Below are 18,004 nucleotides of genomic sequence, written 5' to 3'. Positions count from 1 at the left end.
GACAGGGTGACAGGATGACAGGGTGACAGAGTGACAAGGTGACCGAGGAACTGGAATCGTCCATTCCCTCCTTACTTTCTGTTCCTCACCTTGCCTGACTACTCACCACTCGCTACTCACTACTCGCTCTTAACTGATCAGTTCTCGTACGTGATGCGGAAAATGCTCTTCAGATTTTCGTCCAGCCATTGCATCAGGTATTCGTTGGGGAGGTCTTCAGTGGCATCAATATGGAAATACATGCCATGGTCAGTTCGTTCTACCTTTCCGCCAATCAATTCCGTTCGCTTCGTTCGTTCGGGAAGCGTTCGACCAATCTCAAACAAATCAATTGAAACCAGGACGGAATAAGACGGTTTTCGGTGCAGGGCAACTGAGACTGGAAATGTCCGGTGATCGTCGGCGTCTCCGAATGAAAGATCAAACCGATAAATCAGATGGTCATCTTTGTTGCTGTAACTGCTTTTATATGAAAAGCCTTGTTTGACTAAAACTTCAACAAATTGCTGGATAATCCGATTTCGTTCGTTCAGGAGCTGAAAATACTCGGCATGCGTGCGTTTGGGACGGCTTGGTTCGACTAAAGCCGGCATGCTCTGTGAGCGGCGCATGCGGTCTCGGGCTTCTCTGGCAACTTCAAAAACACTCACGGTTTTCGGAATATCAGCCGGAGGAGCTTTGGCCGTGGCTTCCAGGTCACGATGGATTATTCCACCGGATGATTGTCCGGGCAGTGGTGAAGCTGGTGTGGTTGGAACCGCATCTGGATTTGGAGCCTGATGTGTGGCATCAAAGAGAAATCCGACATCTTCAGGTGAGTCGCCACCCCAGGCACCTGGTGTGAATGGCATTTCAGGCGCGGTCACTGGAGCGGTTGGAGTTTCTCTGGTGATTGGCCCTGAATTGGGAGCTGATGCTTCTTGAAGTGGAAAGAGCTGGTCATCATCAACCGGGATTGCGGGTACCCCTTCTCTTGGGGTCTGACCCGGTTGATAAGAAGCGGGCCAGACTGCATGTGGATGGCTGGCTTTGACCGTTGGGGTATCGTCGGTTGTCCAAAGAGGTGGAGATGGACTGGCGGGCGAGGGTGTTTGGGCACTGGTGGTGGCGGCTGAAACTGAGACTGGGGCTGGAACACCTGTCATTCCCAAGACGGGTGCTCCTTCTGATGGCAAGCCTGCCAGTTGAGGCTGGTCAGAAGCATACCCGATTTGGGAGGTCCGGAAGTCACTGGTGCTGTTGGTTGGTTCAGCCGTAGATTCCACAGGTGGGTGAGCCAGTGACGGGAGAAATGTCCCATCGTACGGGCAAAATCGTTTGAAATCATCCCATTGCGTGTTGCACTTTGGACACAGCTTCATCCTCTTTTCGGCGTGGAGACCCGGTCCTGGCTGGGCCGGGAGGAAACGCCGCTCCTGCTTGGGTGTGAGTGTGAAAGCGGGAAGAACGAATTCCTCCCGCTTGAGATGTGACGTGAAAGATTCACGTCACGCACCGACTTGCGTCGGGTAGTGCGTACCGGTCCGACTGTGACCGCTGACCGGATTCGACGTCCTCTCGACCGGATTTGGGAAGGTTTGCCGTGACCGGCACTGGCACTGACTCCCATGCCTGTTTAACCGGTCACCGTAGAGCAGCGGACTGAGGCGGCATCCGCAGGTACCTATCGATTCTTCCCAATCGGTTCCCGTGATTTGCACGGGGATCTGGTCAACCGGAACTTGAGCCATTCTCCCCACAGCGGCCATCCATCAGGATGGCGTTGTGGGGACACGACTCAAGCTCGGCCCTTGCGGGCCGAGTCTATTGACTTGTTGAGAAAACGTGAGACGACACGACACCCACTTCAACTCCTTGCGCACAAGTCACCTCAAACCAAAAACGATTCCCGTACTTGCTACTCAAGACTGGTCGAAAAGAAAAGCAAGTTGCCCGACTTAATGCACATTGGGGCGGAATGGTAAATTGGGTTGGGGTGAATGTGGGTGCGAACGATTGAAAATACCTGGGCGCAGGTATTTTCATTGATTTTCACTTTTTTTCAAGAAGATTGTGTGCGGCCTGATCAAATTAGCAGATGGATTGGTGCCAGAGTTCATTCCAGCCAGTACCAGCCGATTCTCCTGGCTGGCAATTGTTATCCAAAAACGACGCGACGTCCCTGAATCGTCCATCTGGAATGGAGGATTTTTTCAACAGCAGCGGGGTAGAGGTGGTGCTCAGCGTCAAGAATACGTTGAGCGAGGGTTTCTTCAGTATCTGTATCCTGGGACAGCACGGCGGTTTGGGCAATGATGGGGCCGTGATCGAGTTCTTCATCCACAAAATGAACGGTACAGCCCGTCACTTTTACCCCATGTTCAAATGCCTGAACCTGGGCATGGAGTCCTGGGAAGGCTGGTAAGAGCGATGGATGGATATTCACGATCCGGTTTTTGTACGCCTGAATAAATTCGCTGTCGAGCAATCGCATATAGCCTGCCAGACAAATCAGTGAGATGTGATGAGGGGCCAGCGCTTCGCGAATGTGGCGGCCATGGGCCTGACGGGAAAGTCCCTGACGGGGAAGGATGCAGGTGGGAATGTGTCGTTCGGCTGCCAGTTTCAGGCCGGGGGCGTCTGCCCGATTGCTGATGACACAGGCCAGCCGGGCGTGCAGTTCACCACGATCAATCGCATTGGCTAGCGCCATCAGGTTTGATCCACGACCTGAAATCAGAACGGCAATGTTGGGAAGACTCATAAGCACGAATGAAGCATTGAGAATGAAGCATTGAGAATGAAGAATTGAGAATTGAGAATGAAGCATTGAGAATTCCAGAGCTGAGCCTGAAGAGAACCGCGTTTTGAGCCGCTCTCTATTTTTTATTCTTCATTCTTCATTTTCTTCATTCTCAATTCTTCATTCTTCATTCTTATTTGCGCCGGGGTGGGCGACGGTCTCCACCACCACGGTGACGTGGTTCGCGTTCACGTTCTTCACGCGGTTCGCGTTCCTGTCGTTCCGGGGCGGCTGAAGCTTCTTCAGATCCATTGCCGTTGGCTTTGGGGCCGCCATCGGCGTCGGTCAACAGAGCTTTGCGGCTCAATCGGATTTTGCCGCTGGCATCAGTGCTGAGACACTTCACCATAATCTGCTGACCTTCCTTGAGTTCGTCGTGGATGCTGCGCACACGGTAGTTAGCAACTTCGGAGATATGAAGCAGCCCTTCCGTTCCTGGCAGCACTTCGACAAAGGCGCCAAAATCAGCCAGTCGCGTGACGGTGCCGAGATAGGTTTTGCCGACTTCGACTTCTTCGATAATGGCTTCGATCATCGCTTTGGCACGTTCGCCAGCTTCGGTATCGGAAGCGGCAATCGTCACGCGGCCAGTATCTTCGATGTCAATTTTGGCACCGGTTTTTTCGACAATTCCACGAACAACCTTCCCACCCGCACCGATCACTTCGCGGATTTTGGCGACTGGAATTTGAATCGTCATGATGCGTGGGGCAAGTGGGTTGATTGCGGCGCGCGGCGCGACCAGAACTTCGGCCATTTTCCCTAAAATGTGCATCCGGCCTTCTTTGGCCTGGGCCAGTGCATCGGCCAGAATCTGAGCATTCAGACCTTTGACTTTAATATCCATCTGGAGGGCGGTGATCCCGTTGGCCGTTCCCGCGACTTTGAAATCCATATCGCCATAGTGGTCTTCGGCACCAGCGATGTCAGTCAAAATGGCATATTTCTTGTCGCTCATCACCAGACCCATCGCAACCCCAGCCACCGGCGCTTTGATCGGCACACCCGCATCCATCAACGACAGAATACCACCGCAAATCGTTGCCATCGAAGAAGATCCATTGGATTCGGTGATGTCTGAAACCACACGGAGCACGTACGGGAACTCATCTCCGGGGAGCACGGCCTGAATCGCACGATGCGCCAGTGCGCCGTGACCAACTTCACGCCGGCCAGGGGTGCCCATCCGACCGGTTTCCCCCACGCTAAACGGTGGGAAGTTATAGTTCAAAATGAAGTTCCGCTTAACTTCGCCGGTTTCGAGATCATCGAGGTACTGAATATCTTCACTGGTTCCAAGCGTGGTGGTCACAATCGCCTGGGTTTCGCCACGGGTAAACAGGGAACTTCCGTGAGTGCGCGGCAGCCAGCCGACTTCGATGCTGATTGGGCGAACTTCTCCAAATCGGCGACCATCTGGACGGCGGCGGTTGTTGAGGATGTCATCACGGAAAATTTGTTCTTTGAGGTGTTCAAAGATTTGTTTGGCCATGCTGCGTTTGGCCGGGGCATCTTCCGGATACGATTCGGCGATTCGTTTTTTGAGCGCATCCAGCTCCGCATAGCTGGTCAGTTTGTCCCGATTGCGGGTATCGAGCGCGGTCCGAATATCGCCAGCAAAATTGGCTTCGATTTCAGCCAGTTGTTCCGCATCCAGTTCAGGCGGTGCGACTTCGCGTTTCGCTTTTCCAGCCTTTTCACGCAGTTCGCGTTGCAAGGCGCACAGTTTCTTAATTTCCGAATGTCCAAAGACCATGGCTTTGACCATGGTTTCTTCCGAAACTTCCTTGGCGCCGGCTTCGACCATCACAATCGCTTCTTCGCTGCCAGCCAGAACCAGATTCAGTTCCGAATTGCGCATGTCCTGGTAGTTGGGATTGACCACAAACTGACCATCAATCAGACCGACCCGCACCCCGGCAATTGGGGTATGAAATGGGAGATCTGAAATAAAGAGGGCCGTGGATGCGCCAGTAATCGCCAGCACATCTGGATCATTGTTGGTATCTGCCGAGATCACCATGGCGATAACCTGGGTTTCAGCCATGTAGCCTTCTGGGAACAGGGGCCGGATTGGGCGATCAATCAGCCGGCAAATCAGGGTTTCACGCTCGGTGGGGCGGCCTTCACGTTTGAAATAGCCACCTGGAATCCGGCCTGAGGCATAGCCGTATTCGCGATAATCAACCGTCAATGGAAAAAAGGATTGATCGGGGCGTTGTTCAGCGGCGCCGACTGCCGTCACGAGCAACACGGTGTCACCATAGCGCACAATGACCGATCCGTTGGCCTGTTTGGCAATTTTTCCAGTTTCAAGACAAAACTCACGTCCTCCGAATTGGATGGACTGCTTTACATACATATATATCTTCTCCTCTACCGATCTAGTTGTGTGTTGATCTCAGACACACAAGGGTCTCAGGGGTGATTGACCTCTCGCCCCTGACGCACAAACTGGGAATTTCCGCCCACAGTCCGTGACAGGTGGGGTACTTTCAGTTCGTGAACAGAAAAAGCCGCAGCAGTCCCCGCTCTGCAAAGCAAGATTGGGGGTGCTGGCGGCTTGTACTTGAGCGACGTTATAGATAAGTGGCTGACACTGTACGGTTGAATTATTTCCGGATTCCAAGCTTGGCGATGAGTCGGTGATAGCGTTCATTATCAATGCGCTTCAAGTAATCGAGCAGGCTCCGGCGCTGGCTAACAAGTTTCAACAAACCACGACGGGAGTGGTTATCCTTGACGTGAGTTCTGAAGTGAAGAGTGAGTTCTTCGATGCGCTTGGTGAGGAGCGCAATTTGAACCTCAGGCGATCCCGTGTCGGAATCGTGGGTTTTATTTTCCGCAATAATTTTCGCTTTTAATTCGCTTGCGAGTGCCACAGAAAAATCCTCCGCAGTAAACAAACCTCTGCCCGCTGGGGCAGGAGTTTTAGATATCAGAAGTGATTGAAAACCGCAAAAACGCGTGATGAAAAGCTGGCTTGAAAGGTAGGTGAGGGAAGCCGGACGTTTTTGGATTTTACGATCAGCGAAAGAAACGGACCGTAGGCATCGTGTGATGACGGGAACAACCATGTTCCCGCGTACCAGAGCTTCGGCTAGTTCTTCAAACAACAGGGCTTAGGCGGCTTTGACAATTTTGCCAGCCTTGATGCAGCGAGTACAGACGCGCAGATGGGTGTTACCACCACCAACTCGAACGTGGACGCGCTGCAAATTTGGGTTAAAGCGCCGCTTGGTGCGGTTGTTCGCGTGTGAGACGCGATTACCAAACATGGGCCCTTTATCGCAGATGTCACATCGTTTCGCCATGGGAATTGCTCTCCTTTCTTTTCTTAGTTACAATGCAAAACTCGACTTTATAGCAAAGTCGTCACTGGTAAGTCAAACCAAGCTCTTATCTTTTGAAGCCAAAAGTCTTAAACGTCCTTCGTTCAGCTATGGCCGAGGACGCGCGGCACCGATCTCCCGGAAATGCTCCAGGCCCGGACCGGTTGAGTCAGCACGCCGTTGAGACGTACCCCCCCCTACTGCCTGTAGGTCATGGCGAAATCCATTTCGATGCGAACGATGAATGATGACAAAGCGAGCTGTCTGGTATGTAATTGGGGAGACTCTTCATCATTCATCCTTCATCACTCTCTAATTTCTGTGTAAGGAGTTTTTCCACGTGAACCAGCGTTTCTCTCTTCGTTTGTTTCTCAACCTCATTTGCCTGATCTGCGTCGCCACGCTATGCGCCTGCAATCAAGCAGCATCAAGCAGCAGCGGTGGCGCCGAAGTTGCCGCTAAAGTGAATTCAGTCATCATTCCGCTTTCAAAAGTTGATCGCCAGATTGAACAGGAATTGAAAAGTCAAACTAACCAGTCCCTGACCGAACTGAGCCCAATTGCGTTGGCTTCGCTGCGGATGATGGCGCTGGATAAGTTGATCACGCAGGAAGTTTTGCTCCAGCGCGCCCAGAAAGAAAGCATCCAGGTTTCTGACGACGATGTGAAACAGCGCGTTCAGGAACTAATCCAGGCACAAGGGTGGAGCCAGGAAGAGTACCAGAAAACGATCAAAGAACTGGGCATGACGGAAGAAGAATTCCGGGCCGAACAGCGCAAATTATTGCTCATCAACAAGCTGGTTGATCGCTTAAAGACGCGGATCCCCGCGCCGGCTGAAAAAGAAATCGCCGACTTTTATGCGCAAAATCCTGAGCAGTTCAAACTCGGCAAAGGGGTCTACCTGAGCCAGATCGTCGTGAGCCCAACCAATGACGGCCTCAAAAACGATGCCGTGACCGAAGAACAGGCCAAGCAGAAAATTGCGACGATTGCCGCCCAACTCAAAGCCGGTGATGACTTTGCCACGGTGGCCCGCAACTACTCGGAACATCAGTCAGCGTTGCAGAGCGGCGATATGGGCTTTATCCCCGAAGAATCGCTCAAAGGGTTTCCCAATGGATTGGGACAGCGCTTTTTCGCAATGCGCGAAGGCGAAGTCACCGAGCCAATCCAGCTCCAGGGTGCTTTTTTCATTTTCAAAGTGACGGGCAAAAAACTGGATGAACAGGAACTCAAGCTCGACAACGCGGATGTCAAACGCAAGATTGCGGAATACATTCGCCAGCAGCGTGAACAGGTCATCAGCCAGGCATTGATGCTGAGCGCGATGAGCGAATCCCGGATCGAGAACTATCTGGCCCAGCGTGTGTTGGAAAACCCGGCCAATTTTGGTTCAACCCGGCCAGCCAGCCTCAATGCTTCACCACAGCCGACGCCGGCTACCGAAGCCAAACCTGCCGAAACCACCAAACCTGCCGAAACCGCCAAGCCAGCCGAAACCAAGCCAGCCGATAAAAAGTAAGGCCGGCTGAAGAAGAATCGGGCTGAAGAAAACGGGCTGAAGACATTGGGCTCGGGGCTGAAGAAAATGGGCTGAAGAAGATGGGTCTTTCAGTTTCAGGCCCGGAAGTCTTCAGCCCTAAGTCTTCAACCCCCAACTGGTGACCTATTTCTTGCACTGAGTGTTTTGTAAATTAGGGTTTCCAGGTGTCTTGAATATAAGTGGTATAAACTTGGGTACTGTTAGTTTGTTGTAAGTTGTTTTAAGAACATTGAGTTACATTGGCCAGTTAAATCAAAATGAAAGTCAAAGAAATCATTAAGATTATCGAAGCCGATGGTTGGTTTTTAGCAAAAACTGAAGGCAGTCACCGCCAATTTAAACATCCACTCAAACCAGGAAAAGTGACTGTGGCAGGAAAACTCAGTGACGACTTGCTCAAAAAAACCGAGAATAGCATTTTAAGACAAGCAGGTTTGAAATAAACCGTTGATGGAGTGTGTGATGAACCAATATCTGATTGTGATTGAAAAAGGAGAGCGGAATTACTCGGCCTTTTCGCCTGATGTGTTGGGGTGTGTTGCCACTGGAAAAACGATTGAAAAAACGGTTGAAGAAATGAAAGCTGCGCTCCGGTTGCACCTTTCGGAAATGGTAAAAGATGGTGAAACACTACCGACACCAAAAGGGATTGCCTTTCACCTTACCGAAAGCCAAAAAACCGAAGAGCCATTTTTAGAAGTCGGCGACTATCTGACCTATATTCCCATTGAAGTCGTGCTGCCCGATGACGTTTCAATTGCAGCTTGAATCTTTGAGGTTTCTCAGTCTCATGTGTGAAAATTGTGTCATTCGTTCTTTAGGCTGAAGATTCGCAAGTTCAAGGCTGAAGAAAAAGGGCTGAACTCTGAGAGTTTCAGCCCTTTTGCTTTCGACAAAACTGTTAAGAGTTCCGCCTTCAGGCGGGTTTTTGAAATGCCGGTCAATAAAGTGAATCGGAAATGGCTCGCCGAATCAGGTCTTTGATTCTAAAAAACTAGGGCAGGTACATATTTCCCCAGCTCAGTTCCCAAAAATCGTTTCCTCCGATTTGTTTTCCGTTGATGAGGTCTGCTTTTGTTTTCGTAGCGGAAAATCCATTTTGATGTGCCAGGAATGAAATATATCTCGTTCGGGAACTTGGGGTTTGGGCAAGTTGGGTCAATATCTGCTTGATCCGTTCCCATCGCTGAAAATCAATTTGTTTACTCTTGGGGTCTAACCTTGAATACCTATCGAACCGTTTTTGCGCACTACCGGAAAATTGTGCTTCATATTGTTTCGGACCATTTATGACCTCAGTCAGTGTAACGCGTGGAATCCCGGTTTCGTATTGCTTGGCCCACTTGGATGATGATCCGACTCGGTCACGCTTGATGTAGGATTCAGCCGACAACCGATTGTCATTGGCTTCTTTGAGGGATTCGACGATTGAATTCTGTAACCTTTCAACTTCATTTAAGAAGACCTTTTGTTTGTTTAGCTCGGCCTTTATTTCTTCGGTCTGATTTTGATTTTTTGATTGTTTCAGCAAATTTGAATATTCCGTTTTGAATTTGATGACTGTTTTTTCAATTTTCTTCTTTTCCCGATAAACCCGCATGAGCTCACGTCGGGTTTTGTCAATTAAAGTTGCACGATTAAAAAGGGTTGATGCCGCCGCCTTAATTTCCTCATCCAGGGTTGACATAATGGTCGAAACCTCTCCAAACAGTAACAGGAGCGCATCGTTCATTTCTTCTTTGGAGTAGCCCGCAACCCCACTTGAAAACCATTCAAGCGGAGGGCCCGCCACAGGTTTTTCACTTGGAACCCGATTGCGATTGGCCGGTGCCAGGGGATGGGGACTCCTGGTTGAAGCCGTGAAGTTCACTCCCAATGGTTTCGGTTGGGTAAAGCCACCAGGTCCACCTCCGCCGTTGGGTGAATTCGGATGAGCAACTCGCCCGTTCCAACCATCGAAGGATGGCGACGACGATCTCCCAGTTTTTGGTGAAGGCGATGTTGTGGATTTATTTCGCACGGTTATGCTCCAGAGTGAATTTGTGCCCACTCAAAAGAGCAACTGGAGTGCCAGCCTTCACTATTCGTTTATAAAAGAAAGAAATCGTTACCAGTCATTGATTTAGCGGGAGACAGCAAGCGTCTGGCCACCCGTTTGGGCAGCCTGGATGAGCTTCACTTGGGATTGTGAGGAAAATTAAATTGTCGGCGGAGTTCAATTTAATTTGGGTTGATATTTTTGATTCTTGTTCCTGGCCTTACCTTCCTCAAATTTCGGTGGTTTTACGGCTTCCAATTCCGGATCTGGTCATTCCCAGCGCTCCAGTCACCAGTTCTCATTCAACCGACGCCAGGCGGTGAAGAAATGTCAACAGAACCTGGTCTGGTCTTCACAATTGGCCTGATTAACTTGCATGGCTGGAAAACTGCGAATACAAATGGGTTGCAACGCATTCCAAATTCAAATCCAACACCAACTGGTTTCAATCAATAAAAGCCAGCCAGTGGCCAATCAATTGTTCTCATGCTTTTTCGTCTTGATGATGTCTATAAGTCCTACGGCGCCACCGATGTTTTGTGTGGTGTAACCTGCCAGATTAACCCCGGAGAGAAAGTCGGTCTGGTTGGGCGCAACGGCGCCGGAAAATCAACTCTTTTCAAACTTGTTTGCGGGACGGAAACCCCTGACCGTGGACAGGTTGTCCGCATCAACAATCTCTCAATCGGGTTACTCGAACAACATCCCAATTTTCCATCCGACATCACGGTTTTTGAAGCCGCCCGCAGCGTTTTCTCCACGCTCCTCAAAATTGAAGCCGATATGCTTGACCTGGAACATGAAATGGCCGAGCACTCGGAAGAAAATGAGTTCCTGGAACAAATCCTGGAGAAATACAGCGACTGTCAGCATCGGTTTGAAGAGCAGGGCGGGTTTACCTACCGGGCCCGTATCGAAGAAGTCCTGATGGGGCTTGGCTTTCAAAAAAGTGATTTCGACACCCACGTGATGACGCTTAGTGGGGGGCAACAGGGCCGGTTGCACCTTGGGATGTTGCTGCTTGGCGAGCCGGATATTTTGCTCCTCGACGAACCGACCAATCATCTGGATCTGCATGCGGTTGAATGGCTTGAAGAATTCCTGATGGCCTACAAAACAGCCTATGTCGTCATCTCGCACGACCGGTTTTTGCTGGACCGGGTGACGACGCGCACGGTTGAAATTGATCGGGGCGTGGCGAAGTCCTACACCGGGTCCTTTTCTGAATATTTGATCAAGCGCGAGATCGAGCGCGAAATCCAGCTCCGGCATTTTGAACAGCAGCAGGAAGAAATTGCCCGTGTCGAAGAATTTGTCCGGCGTAATCTGGCGGGGCAGAAAACCAAGCAGGCGAAATCCCGCCGCAACCAGCTTGAACGCATGGAACGCCTCGAAGCGCCGACCACCGATGGCCAGGCGAGCAACTTTAATCTCAAACCCGTGGCCCGGACCGGCGAAGATGTACTGACGCTGGATGAATTGCAGATTGGCTATGACGGCAAACCGCTGGCCGGTCCGTTTAACCTGACGCTCAAACGCGGCGAACGACTTGGCGTGATTGGTCCAAACGGGACAGGGAAGACGACCCTGCTGAAAACGCTGCTTGGAAATCTGACTCCGGTTGATGGTGACTGGAAATGGGGAACTGGCGTCAACCCTGGATATTATGACCAGCGGCTTGAATCACTCCGACTGGACAATACCGTGTTGCAGGAACTCCAGGCTGATCATCTGAATGTTTCGGAAGGCGAATTACGCTCGTTTCTGGCGCAGTTTCTGTTTCGCAATGATGATGTATACAAAGAGATTCGCACGCTTTCCGGTGGAGAACGCGGTCGGCTGGCACTGGCCAAGTTGATTTACAGCCGGGCCAATGTGCTGATTTTAGATGAACCGACCAACCATCTGGACATTGCTTCGTGCGAAGCGCTGGAACAGGCGCTCAATGCCTACACCGGAACGTGTTTGATCGTGTCGCACGACCGGTATTTTCTGGACCGGGTCGCGACGCAGTTGCTCTATCTCGAACGCAATCAGGACTATCGGTTGTTTGATGGCAGCTACACTGAGTTTTGGGAACTTCGTCAGACTGAACGTCAGGCGGCGGCTGAGGCGGCCCGTCTTCAGGCTCAGGAAGAACGCCGCGCCAAAGCCGAAGCGGAAGCCGCCGCGCGTCAGGAAGAGAAAAAACCGGCCCGCAAAAACAAACAAAAGCTGCGTGCTCCAGAAACCATCGAAGCCGACATTGCCACAGCAGAAGCTGCGCTCCACGAAGTTTCAGACCGGATGGGCACGTCCGAAGTCGCTTCAAATCCAGAATTACTGGCCGAATGCCAGTCTCAGTACGAAACCCTCAACGCCCGTATCGAGGCGCTCTATGCCGAATGGGAAACGGTGGTGGTGACAGAGTAGGGGGTTCCGGGTTCCGGGTTTGGGATTTTGAACCGGAACCCGGAACCCGGAACCCGGAACCCGGAACCCGGAACCCGGAACCCGGAACCCGGAACCCGGAACCCGGAACCCGGAACCCGGAACCCGGAACCCGGAACCCGGAACCCGGAACCCGGAACCCAGAACCCGGCTTTTCACTTTCTGACTCCATCCAGATTGGCCCATTCACCTGATTGAATAAATGCCGCCCAGTAAAACGGGTGCTGGTACTTTGGATTTTTGAGCATTTTGAGTTGCACATTACGCAGAGCTTCAGAGCGGCCTTCGCCATTTTTGAGCCAGGTATAGTAGTCAACCATCAATTCGCGTGTTGCCTGATCTGACACCGCCCAGAGGCTCATCATCTGGCTTTCGCTCCCGGCCAGGACGAGGGCGCGACGCAAGCCGAAGACGCCATCCCCGTTTTTGGCTTCTCCAACTCCGGTTTCACAGGCTGAGAGCACGACCAGTTTGGTGCCCCACAAGTCGAGTTGGGCGGCTTCGAGCGCGGTCATGGTGCCATCATTGTCGGCCTGTCCACCCCGATTGGCACCGCTAAAGAACAACCATGACCGCAAGAGTGGGTTGGCAATCCGCCAGCTTTCAAGATCTCCCACGGTTTGAAGTCTTAAATCTCGGGTTGCCTCAGTGGTTCGTTCTTTGCGGGCGTCCTCCAGAAAATAGCCGTGGGTCGCAATGTGGAGCACTTCGGGTCGCCGAATGGATTTGACGAAGTGTTCAGTCGCCTTGCGTCCAGAGACAAAGCCGGCTCTTTTCAAAAGGGTCTGGATGTTCTTTCCTTCTTTGGCTGTTTCAGGTAGCTGTGGCAAGGGGGCAAGTGGGTGACCCGCCAGGATCGGTCCGGCGCCGTTCCCATAATTGGGGTTGGCAATGATGACCGGCGGTTCCTGAGCCGGAAGTTTGACCTTGAGCCGGAGCAGGTCACGTCCGCTGGTAAGATAGGTCACAGTATAGTTTTCAACCAGAAACTTCCCCTGGGGATCAACCAGGGCTGAAAAGGGAATGAGATTTAAGGTTCCATCCGGTGAAATCAGCAAGTGAGTGGCTGACCCGATCAGGTTTCGCACTGGCTGCATGACGAGTCGGTCAAGTTCCTGCGCCGCTGAGGCTGCATCTTTTGAAAAACGGGTTGATGTGCCGCGCACCATCATGCGGAAAGCAACCACGGCTTTGTCAATCGGCTCGGCTTCACCTAAATCAACAAACTGGATAACTCCCTTCTGATCAAATACATAGGCTACATATTGGAAGCCGCCGTACTGGGCGGTTTTTGGGTTGAACGGGCGATAAATCGCATATTCGACCAGACTGGCATTGGCGGGAATCAACTCCCGGATCGCCTCCAGGGTAATCGGCGTTGTCTGTGCCTGAAATTCCGCTGACCGGCGGCTGATTTCGGTTTCAAGTTGATCTTTGTGTACTTCCAATGCCTGGATGTCGGCCAGGTACGTTTCCAGATTCTTTTGGCCAGGACCTTGAAGAGTGAGGACTGAAATTTGGCTGGCCAGACTTGCATACGTGTCCAGCAACTTTTGGGTTGGTTCGTCTTTTCGATTTCTTAACACCGCGATAGCACTGGCCATCGCATCCAGCGCCCGTCCTTTCCGCCGCAAGATGACGGTTAGTGCCGCCTGCAAGGCGTCCTTATCCTGTGGTGCCGCCTGGACGTGAAGTGAAATCGTCTGATCTGTCCGGGCGCCGGTTTGCTTCAGGTAGAGCGCTTTCTGATTTTCAGAACCGGCGATCAGATTCCGCATGAGGTCACGCTCGGTTGCCTCATTACACTCGGTCAGAAACCGAATGGCCTGAGCGGTGTCGCCTTTGGTTTGATAGAGCCGTGCCAGATTATTGAAACTTTGGGCAATGTTGGGGTGATTTCCACCCAGTGTTTGCTTCCAAATGGCCACCGATTTTAAATACAGGGATTCCGCTTTGGTAAAATCACCGGTGACCTCAGCCAGATTCGCGAGATTGTTGAGGCTTTGGGCAACTTCCGGGTGATTGGCACCCAGTGCTTTTTCTCGAATTGCCAGTGCTTTCAGATACAGCGGTTCGGCTTTTGAATAATCACCTTTGGTTTGATACAGCCCGGCCAGATTGTTATGGCTTTGAGCGACATCAGGGTGATCTGGGCCCAGCACGTTCTCGCGGATGGCGAACGCTCTCAGATACAGCGGTTCGGCTTTGGTGTAATCGCCTCGGGTTTCATAGAGACTGGCCAGGTTGTTGAGGCTGAAAGCCAGGTCTGGATGGTCGGGGCCTAATGTTTTCTCCCAGATGGCCAGTGATCTCAGGTAGAGCGGCTCAGCTCTGGTGTCATCACCTTTCCTTCGGTAGAACTCAGCGAGATTGTTGAGACTCACCGCGACACTCCGGTGATGAGGTCCCAAGATTTTCTCCCGGATCGCCAGCGATTTCAGATGGAGTGGTTCGGCTTTGGTGTAATCACCCAGGATTTCATAAACCAAAGCCAGATTGTTGAGCGTTTGGGCAACTTCCAACTGATCAACCCCAGTCGCCTTCTCCCGAACCGCCAGTGACTTCAAATACATTGACTCAGCTTTTGGATATTCGCCTTTGGCCTTGTAAACCGAAGCCAGATTATTGAGGCCCACGGCCAGCAGTGGGTGATCGCTTCCCAGTCTTTTTTCCCGAATTGCCAGCGACCGTTCAAACAGGACCTCCGCTCGATTGTATTCTCCTTTCAAATAATAGAGCCCGGCCAGATTGTTCAGACTGTTGGCCACGTCCGGATGCTCAGCGCCGAGCATTTTTTCCCGAATGGCCAGCGATCTCAAAGAGAGTGGTTCCGCCTGAGCGTAAGCCCCTTTGTTTTGATAGATCCGTGCGAGGTGCTGAAGACTTTCAGCGGTGAGGACATGGTTTTCACCAAAAGTTTTTTCACTTTTCTCAAGTGCTTCAATTGCCAGTGGCAGGGCATCATCGTCGTCACCTGCCAGCGAAAGGGTTTGGATTTTTGCCAGGAGCATGTTGATTTCAAGCCGTGAGCGATCCTGGTCCGTGGCGGGGCGAAACGGATCCAGAATTATTTTGTATGCTCCCGGTGAGCCGGTTTTGGCTGGTGATTCGACTTCCAGGGTGTAGTCACCAGCCAGTTCGGCAATGAACGCAAGCGGTTCCGGTCCCTGGGTGCCATTGGGGCTGTCAACTTCAATCAGTATTTTTCCATCCAGCCCGACAAGGCGCACTACCACGTCAATTCCTTTTTGTTCCACAACCAGGTTGAGAAAGTCGTTGGCTTCGAGCGTGAGCGGATAGGTATGTTTTTGGCCGGGGCTGAGAGTTTGAAACTGAGAGATTTGGAGGGATGAAGAAGCACTGCTGTGGCCTGAGCCAGAAAGCAGAACCCAACTTATAATACCACGTGCGATGATTGTTTTGAGGTGAGCCAACATATTCTCGATTTTCCTGCCACCTTGTCATTTTGCCACCGATCATCTTTTCCCGTCGAAATTGGCCCATTCGCCCGATAATACCAATTTGGGGTCAGGGTATCGGGGTTAGAGGTCAGGGAAATCCAATTTTTTCAATGATTTAGCTTTCTCATAATACGAGGTATTCATTGCAAATTGGTATAAGCTAAAACTGGCCCAAAAGTAAGGATGCTTGCGTTTTGGGTTTTTGAGGAATTCCCGGCGTACCTGCCGAAGTGCTGTTGACCGGCCAACTCCGGTTTTGAGCAACTGTAATACCTGATCATTCAGCTTTTGAGAACTCCGGCTGGTCTTGATACAGCGAGGCAAGGTTGTCGAGGCAGGTTGCTGAGGCTTTGGGCAACAAACTGGTGGTTGGGGACAAGCGCTTTTTCATAAACTGCCAGGGCGCGCTGATATAAAGGTTTGACCCGTGCATAGTCAGCAATTCTTTGTTTGAAGTTTGGGATCGAGTCAAGAGTTCCGTCTTTAGGCGGCCCCAGCATCTGTTTAGACCAAATTTGGGATACAAAACCCGCCTAAAGGCGGAACTCTGAACTTTTTTGTCTGGACAGTCACCAAAGCAGCGGCTGAGGCATTTTGCGATGCCACCGAAAACACGGAATTGACCTTCGCGGATTTCCAGGAGTGGATAAGCCCGGAATGAGCTTTCGCCGTCCAGCCAAATGAAGGATATGAGGAAACGGCTATTTCACCTCGACCTCGGTTGAAAGATCAACCTTCTCCATGAGCGCATTTGCATCATTGATCACGCTGAACGATAGCGTACCGGAGATCCTGACCTTTCCAGGCTTGGCAACGGTGAATCCCACCGGGAGTTTCCCTGACTTCTCATCAAACTTCCCATCTTCCCGCTTCACCAACACCTTGGTATAGGCAACTCCCTCAGGGGCAGGATCTGCCAGTTTGAACTTGGTAGGGTACTTATCATTGATGTGGAAATCAGCCTTTGCTTTGATACTAATCTCGACCATGCACTCCTGGCCCGCAGAGCACGTAGCAGTTGATTTTATCTCGACAAGATACTGCTCTTTGTCGATTTTGCTGCCTTCCTTGGCAGCGGCGGCCACAGTTCCTGGTCCGTCGTAAAGGGGAGTTGCCTGGCTTCTCCCGGATTCCAGCGCGATTGTGGCGGTTAATGCTGAAGCGACACAAAAAAGGGCAAATTTGGAATATATTTTTTTCATACTCATCACTATAAGAAGCGGAAGCGCCGCGTCGATTTTCTCAGAAAAAGGTTTAGAGGATCGCCTTTAGGCGAGATGTCTTTGGACTTCGTCCCAGTGGCTAAAACCTCTCGCCTAAAGGCAATACTCTGAACAGGATATCTATTTGAAAAACTATACTTTGAGGTTATATCTGAAAATCTTTCACTGGAATCATTTGCCGAAGTCATGGGTTGTTGCCCATTGTACACGCCCGCTCAATCAGCGCAACCATCTTCCTGTTGAACAAAACGACGAGCGCAGTCTCGGCCCTTCATGGCCGAGTTAAGCGAGTCCGATCTGGTTTTGAGAATCAAGGAACCTGAGTACAAGCAGAACTGGATGGATCACGGAAAAGATAATCAGCATCTGGAAACGACTTCTTTCAACCGAAAGTGCCGTGAAGAGATGAGATTTTGCTCGACGGGAAACAGACCGACATGGTATCGTGCACGCTATTACTAGAGTAATAATACAGATTGGGAATATATATGGCACTGTGTGGCGTCAAATTCAAGGCGCATCCAACCCATGAGCAAAAACGAGTGTTATCGCAATGGATGGGCGCTGGGCGGTTTATCTACAACGCGAAGGTGGCGGAACACGAGTATTTCCGGACGTTCAAGGCGCACAGCCTGGCGCTGGTCGGGGTGCCGGTGCCGGTGGACCAGTGCTATTCCCAGTTCAAAACGGAAATGACGGCCTGGCTTAAAGACATCCCGAGCCAGGTGCTGCGGAATGCGGCGTATCGGTGGCGGGAAGCCTACCAGCGATACGTGGCGGGACTGGCGGAGAGACCGGTCAGGAAACGGAAAGGCAACCGGGATTCAGTCTGGCTGACGAGCGAATTATTTGAGTTGAAACCGAAAACGGATGACCAAACCGGAGACGTGATTGGGTACCAACTGCTGATTGGAACAAAGACCAATCAGATTGGAGAGCTGAGTTTTGACGCCCGGCGGGAGTTTCAATCACCACATTCAATCACGGTGTCACGTCGGAATGGTGAGTATTTCGTGTCATTCAATTATGAGGATGGCCAGGAACTGGCGACGGAAGAAGAACTCCAGGCCGAATACCGCCAGATGGACGAAGCAAGCCTGGAACCCATCACGGTTGGACTGGATCGCGGAGTCGTGATTCCAGTCTATCCATCGGAAGGTGAACCATTTGAGTTTACCCCGGAACAAAAGCA

Annotated in this window: 14 protein-coding genes and 1 pseudogene; 5 read left to right on the top strand and 10 right to left on the bottom strand. The window is 51.4% G+C overall.

Annotated features, from left to right (window positions below):
• Positions 1 to 137: 137 nt before the first annotated feature.
• The 5 genes from HY774_15535 to HY774_15515 form a co-directional block, all read right to left on the bottom strand.
• The gene (locus tag HY774_15535; GenBank protein ID MBI4749897.1) at positions 138 to 1,361 is read right to left on the bottom strand and encodes a hypothetical protein; all 1,224 of its coding nucleotides are present in this window, start codon (positions 1,359 to 1,361) and stop codon (positions 138 to 140) included.
• Between the two features lie 776 nt (positions 1,362 to 2,137).
• Complete coding sequence (locus tag HY774_15530) at positions 2,138 to 2,743, bottom strand: phosphoribosylglycinamide formyltransferase (GenBank protein MBI4749896.1); 606 nt, start codon at positions 2,741 to 2,743, stop codon at positions 2,138 to 2,140.
• Positions 2,744 to 2,915: 172 nt separating this feature from the next.
• Entirely contained in the window at positions 2,916 to 5,144 is a 2,229-nt protein-coding gene (gene pnp, locus HY774_15525) for a polyribonucleotide nucleotidyltransferase (GenBank protein MBI4749895.1), read from the bottom strand.
• 250 nt (positions 5,145 to 5,394) lie between these two features.
• Positions 5,395 to 5,859 (bottom strand): 30S ribosomal protein S15, encoded by a 465-nt coding sequence (gene rpsO, locus HY774_15520; GenBank protein MBI4749894.1) that lies wholly within the window; start codon positions 5,857 to 5,859, stop codon positions 5,395 to 5,397.
• Positions 5,860 to 5,904: 45 nt separating this feature from the next.
• Positions 5,905 to 6,096 carry a 50S ribosomal protein L28 gene (locus HY774_15515; GenBank protein MBI4749893.1) on the bottom strand — a complete coding sequence of 64 codons (192 nt, stop codon included), beginning with the start codon at positions 6,094 to 6,096 and terminating at the stop codon, positions 5,905 to 5,907.
• A gap of 358 nt (positions 6,097 to 6,454) precedes the next feature.
• On the opposite strand from HY774_15515, the gene HY774_15510 reads away from it, so the two are divergent.
• The 3 genes from HY774_15510 to HY774_15500 all read left to right on the top strand — a co-directional run bounded on the left by HY774_15510 (position 6,455) and on the right by HY774_15500 (position 8,428).
• Positions 6,455 to 7,639 (top strand): SurA N-terminal domain-containing protein, encoded by a 1,185-nt coding sequence (locus tag HY774_15510; protein ID MBI4749892.1) that lies wholly within the window; start codon positions 6,455 to 6,457, stop codon positions 7,637 to 7,639.
• Between the two features lie 278 nt (positions 7,640 to 7,917).
• A complete protein-coding gene (locus tag HY774_15505; GenBank protein MBI4749891.1) occupies positions 7,918 to 8,103 on the top strand; it encodes a type II toxin-antitoxin system HicA family toxin in 186 nt (61 codons plus the stop codon).
• Between the two features lie 16 nt (positions 8,104 to 8,119).
• The gene (locus HY774_15500) at positions 8,120 to 8,428 is read left to right on the top strand and encodes a type II toxin-antitoxin system HicB family antitoxin (protein MBI4749890.1); all 309 of its coding nucleotides are present in this window, start codon (positions 8,120 to 8,122) and stop codon (positions 8,426 to 8,428) included.
• Between the two features lie 226 nt (positions 8,429 to 8,654).
• Here the strand turns inward: HY774_15500 and HY774_15495 are convergent, their stop codons facing one another.
• Positions 8,655 to 9,680 (bottom strand): hypothetical protein, encoded by a 1,026-nt coding sequence (locus tag HY774_15495; protein MBI4749889.1) that lies wholly within the window; start codon positions 9,678 to 9,680, stop codon positions 8,655 to 8,657.
• Positions 9,681 to 10,184: 504 nt separating this feature from the next.
• Between HY774_15495 and HY774_15490 the strand changes: the two genes are divergently transcribed.
• Positions 10,185 to 12,110, top strand: a complete 1,926-nt coding sequence (locus HY774_15490; GenBank protein ID MBI4749888.1) for an ABC-F family ATP-binding cassette domain-containing protein — start codon at positions 10,185 to 10,187, stop codon at positions 12,108 to 12,110.
• A gap of 173 nt (positions 12,111 to 12,283) precedes the next feature.
• Here HY774_15490 and HY774_15485 read toward each other — a convergent pair whose 3' ends face one another.
• The 4 genes and pseudogenes from HY774_15485 to HY774_15470 all read right to left on the bottom strand — a co-directional run bounded on the left by HY774_15485 (position 12,284) and on the right by HY774_15470 (position 16,791).
• Positions 12,284 to 15,565 (bottom strand): CHAT domain-containing protein, encoded by a 3,282-nt coding sequence (locus HY774_15485; GenBank protein MBI4749887.1) that lies wholly within the window; start codon positions 15,563 to 15,565, stop codon positions 12,284 to 12,286.
• A 105-nt stretch (positions 15,566 to 15,670) separates the two neighbouring features.
• Positions 15,671 to 15,870 (bottom strand): annotated as a pseudogene (locus HY774_15480) (CHAT domain-containing protein).
• Positions 15,867 to 16,022: a hypothetical protein gene (locus HY774_15475; GenBank protein MBI4749886.1), complete on the bottom strand. Its 156-nt coding sequence runs from the start codon at positions 16,020 to 16,022 to the stop codon at positions 15,867 to 15,869. Before HY774_15475 ends, HY774_15480 begins: the two are co-directional and overlap by 4 nt.
• Before the next feature lie 268 nt (positions 16,023 to 16,290).
• A complete protein-coding gene (locus HY774_15470) occupies positions 16,291 to 16,791 on the bottom strand; it encodes a hypothetical protein (GenBank protein MBI4749885.1) in 501 nt (166 codons plus the stop codon).
• 509 nt (positions 16,792 to 17,300) lie between these two features.
• On the opposite strand from HY774_15470, the gene HY774_15465 reads away from it, so the two are divergent.
• On the top strand, positions 17,301 to 18,004 hold a 704-nt coding region (locus HY774_15465), incomplete at its 3' end, for a helix-turn-helix domain-containing protein (protein ID MBI4749884.1).

This window comes from Acidobacteriota bacterium (assembly GCA_016208495.1).
Lineage (GTDB): Bacteria > Acidobacteriota > Blastocatellia > Chloracidobacteriales > Chloracidobacteriaceae > JACQXX01.
Note: the sequence above shows the minus strand (reverse complement) of the source record. Positions and strands in the feature narration are given on the sequence as shown.

Excerpts from the sequence above, each read along its gene's own strand:
- HY774_15535 (MBI4749897.1), bottom strand. The coding sequence starts at position 1,361 with ATGAAGCTGTGTCCAAAGTGCAACACGCAATGGGATGATTTCAAACGA.
- HY774_15530 (MBI4749896.1), bottom strand. The coding sequence starts at position 2,743 with ATGAGTCTTCCCAACATTGCCGTTCTGATTTCAGGTCGTGGATCAAAC.
- pnp (MBI4749895.1), bottom strand. The coding sequence starts at position 5,144 with ATGTATGTAAAGCAGTCCATCCAATTCGGAGGACGTGAGTTTTGTCTT.
- rpsO (MBI4749894.1), bottom strand. The coding sequence starts at position 5,859 with ATGGTTGTTCCCGTCATCACACGATGCCTACGGTCCGTTTCTTTCGCT.
- HY774_15515 (MBI4749893.1), bottom strand. The coding sequence starts at position 6,096 with ATGGCGAAACGATGTGACATCTGCGATAAAGGGCCCATGTTTGGTAAT.
- HY774_15505 (MBI4749891.1), top strand. The coding sequence starts at position 7,918 with ATGAAAGTCAAAGAAATCATTAAGATTATCGAAGCCGATGGTTGGTTT.
- HY774_15490 (MBI4749888.1), top strand. The coding sequence starts at position 10,185 with ATGCTTTTTCGTCTTGATGATGTCTATAAGTCCTACGGCGCCACCGAT.
- HY774_15485 (MBI4749887.1), bottom strand. The coding sequence starts at position 15,565 with ATGTTGGCTCACCTCAAAACAATCATCGCACGTGGTATTATAAGTTGG.
- HY774_15475 (MBI4749886.1), bottom strand. The coding sequence starts at position 16,022 with ATGCACGGGTCAAACCTTTATATCAGCGCGCCCTGGCAGTTTATGAAA.
- HY774_15470 (MBI4749885.1), bottom strand. The coding sequence starts at position 16,791 with ATGAAAAAAATATATTCCAAATTTGCCCTTTTTTGTGTCGCTTCAGCA.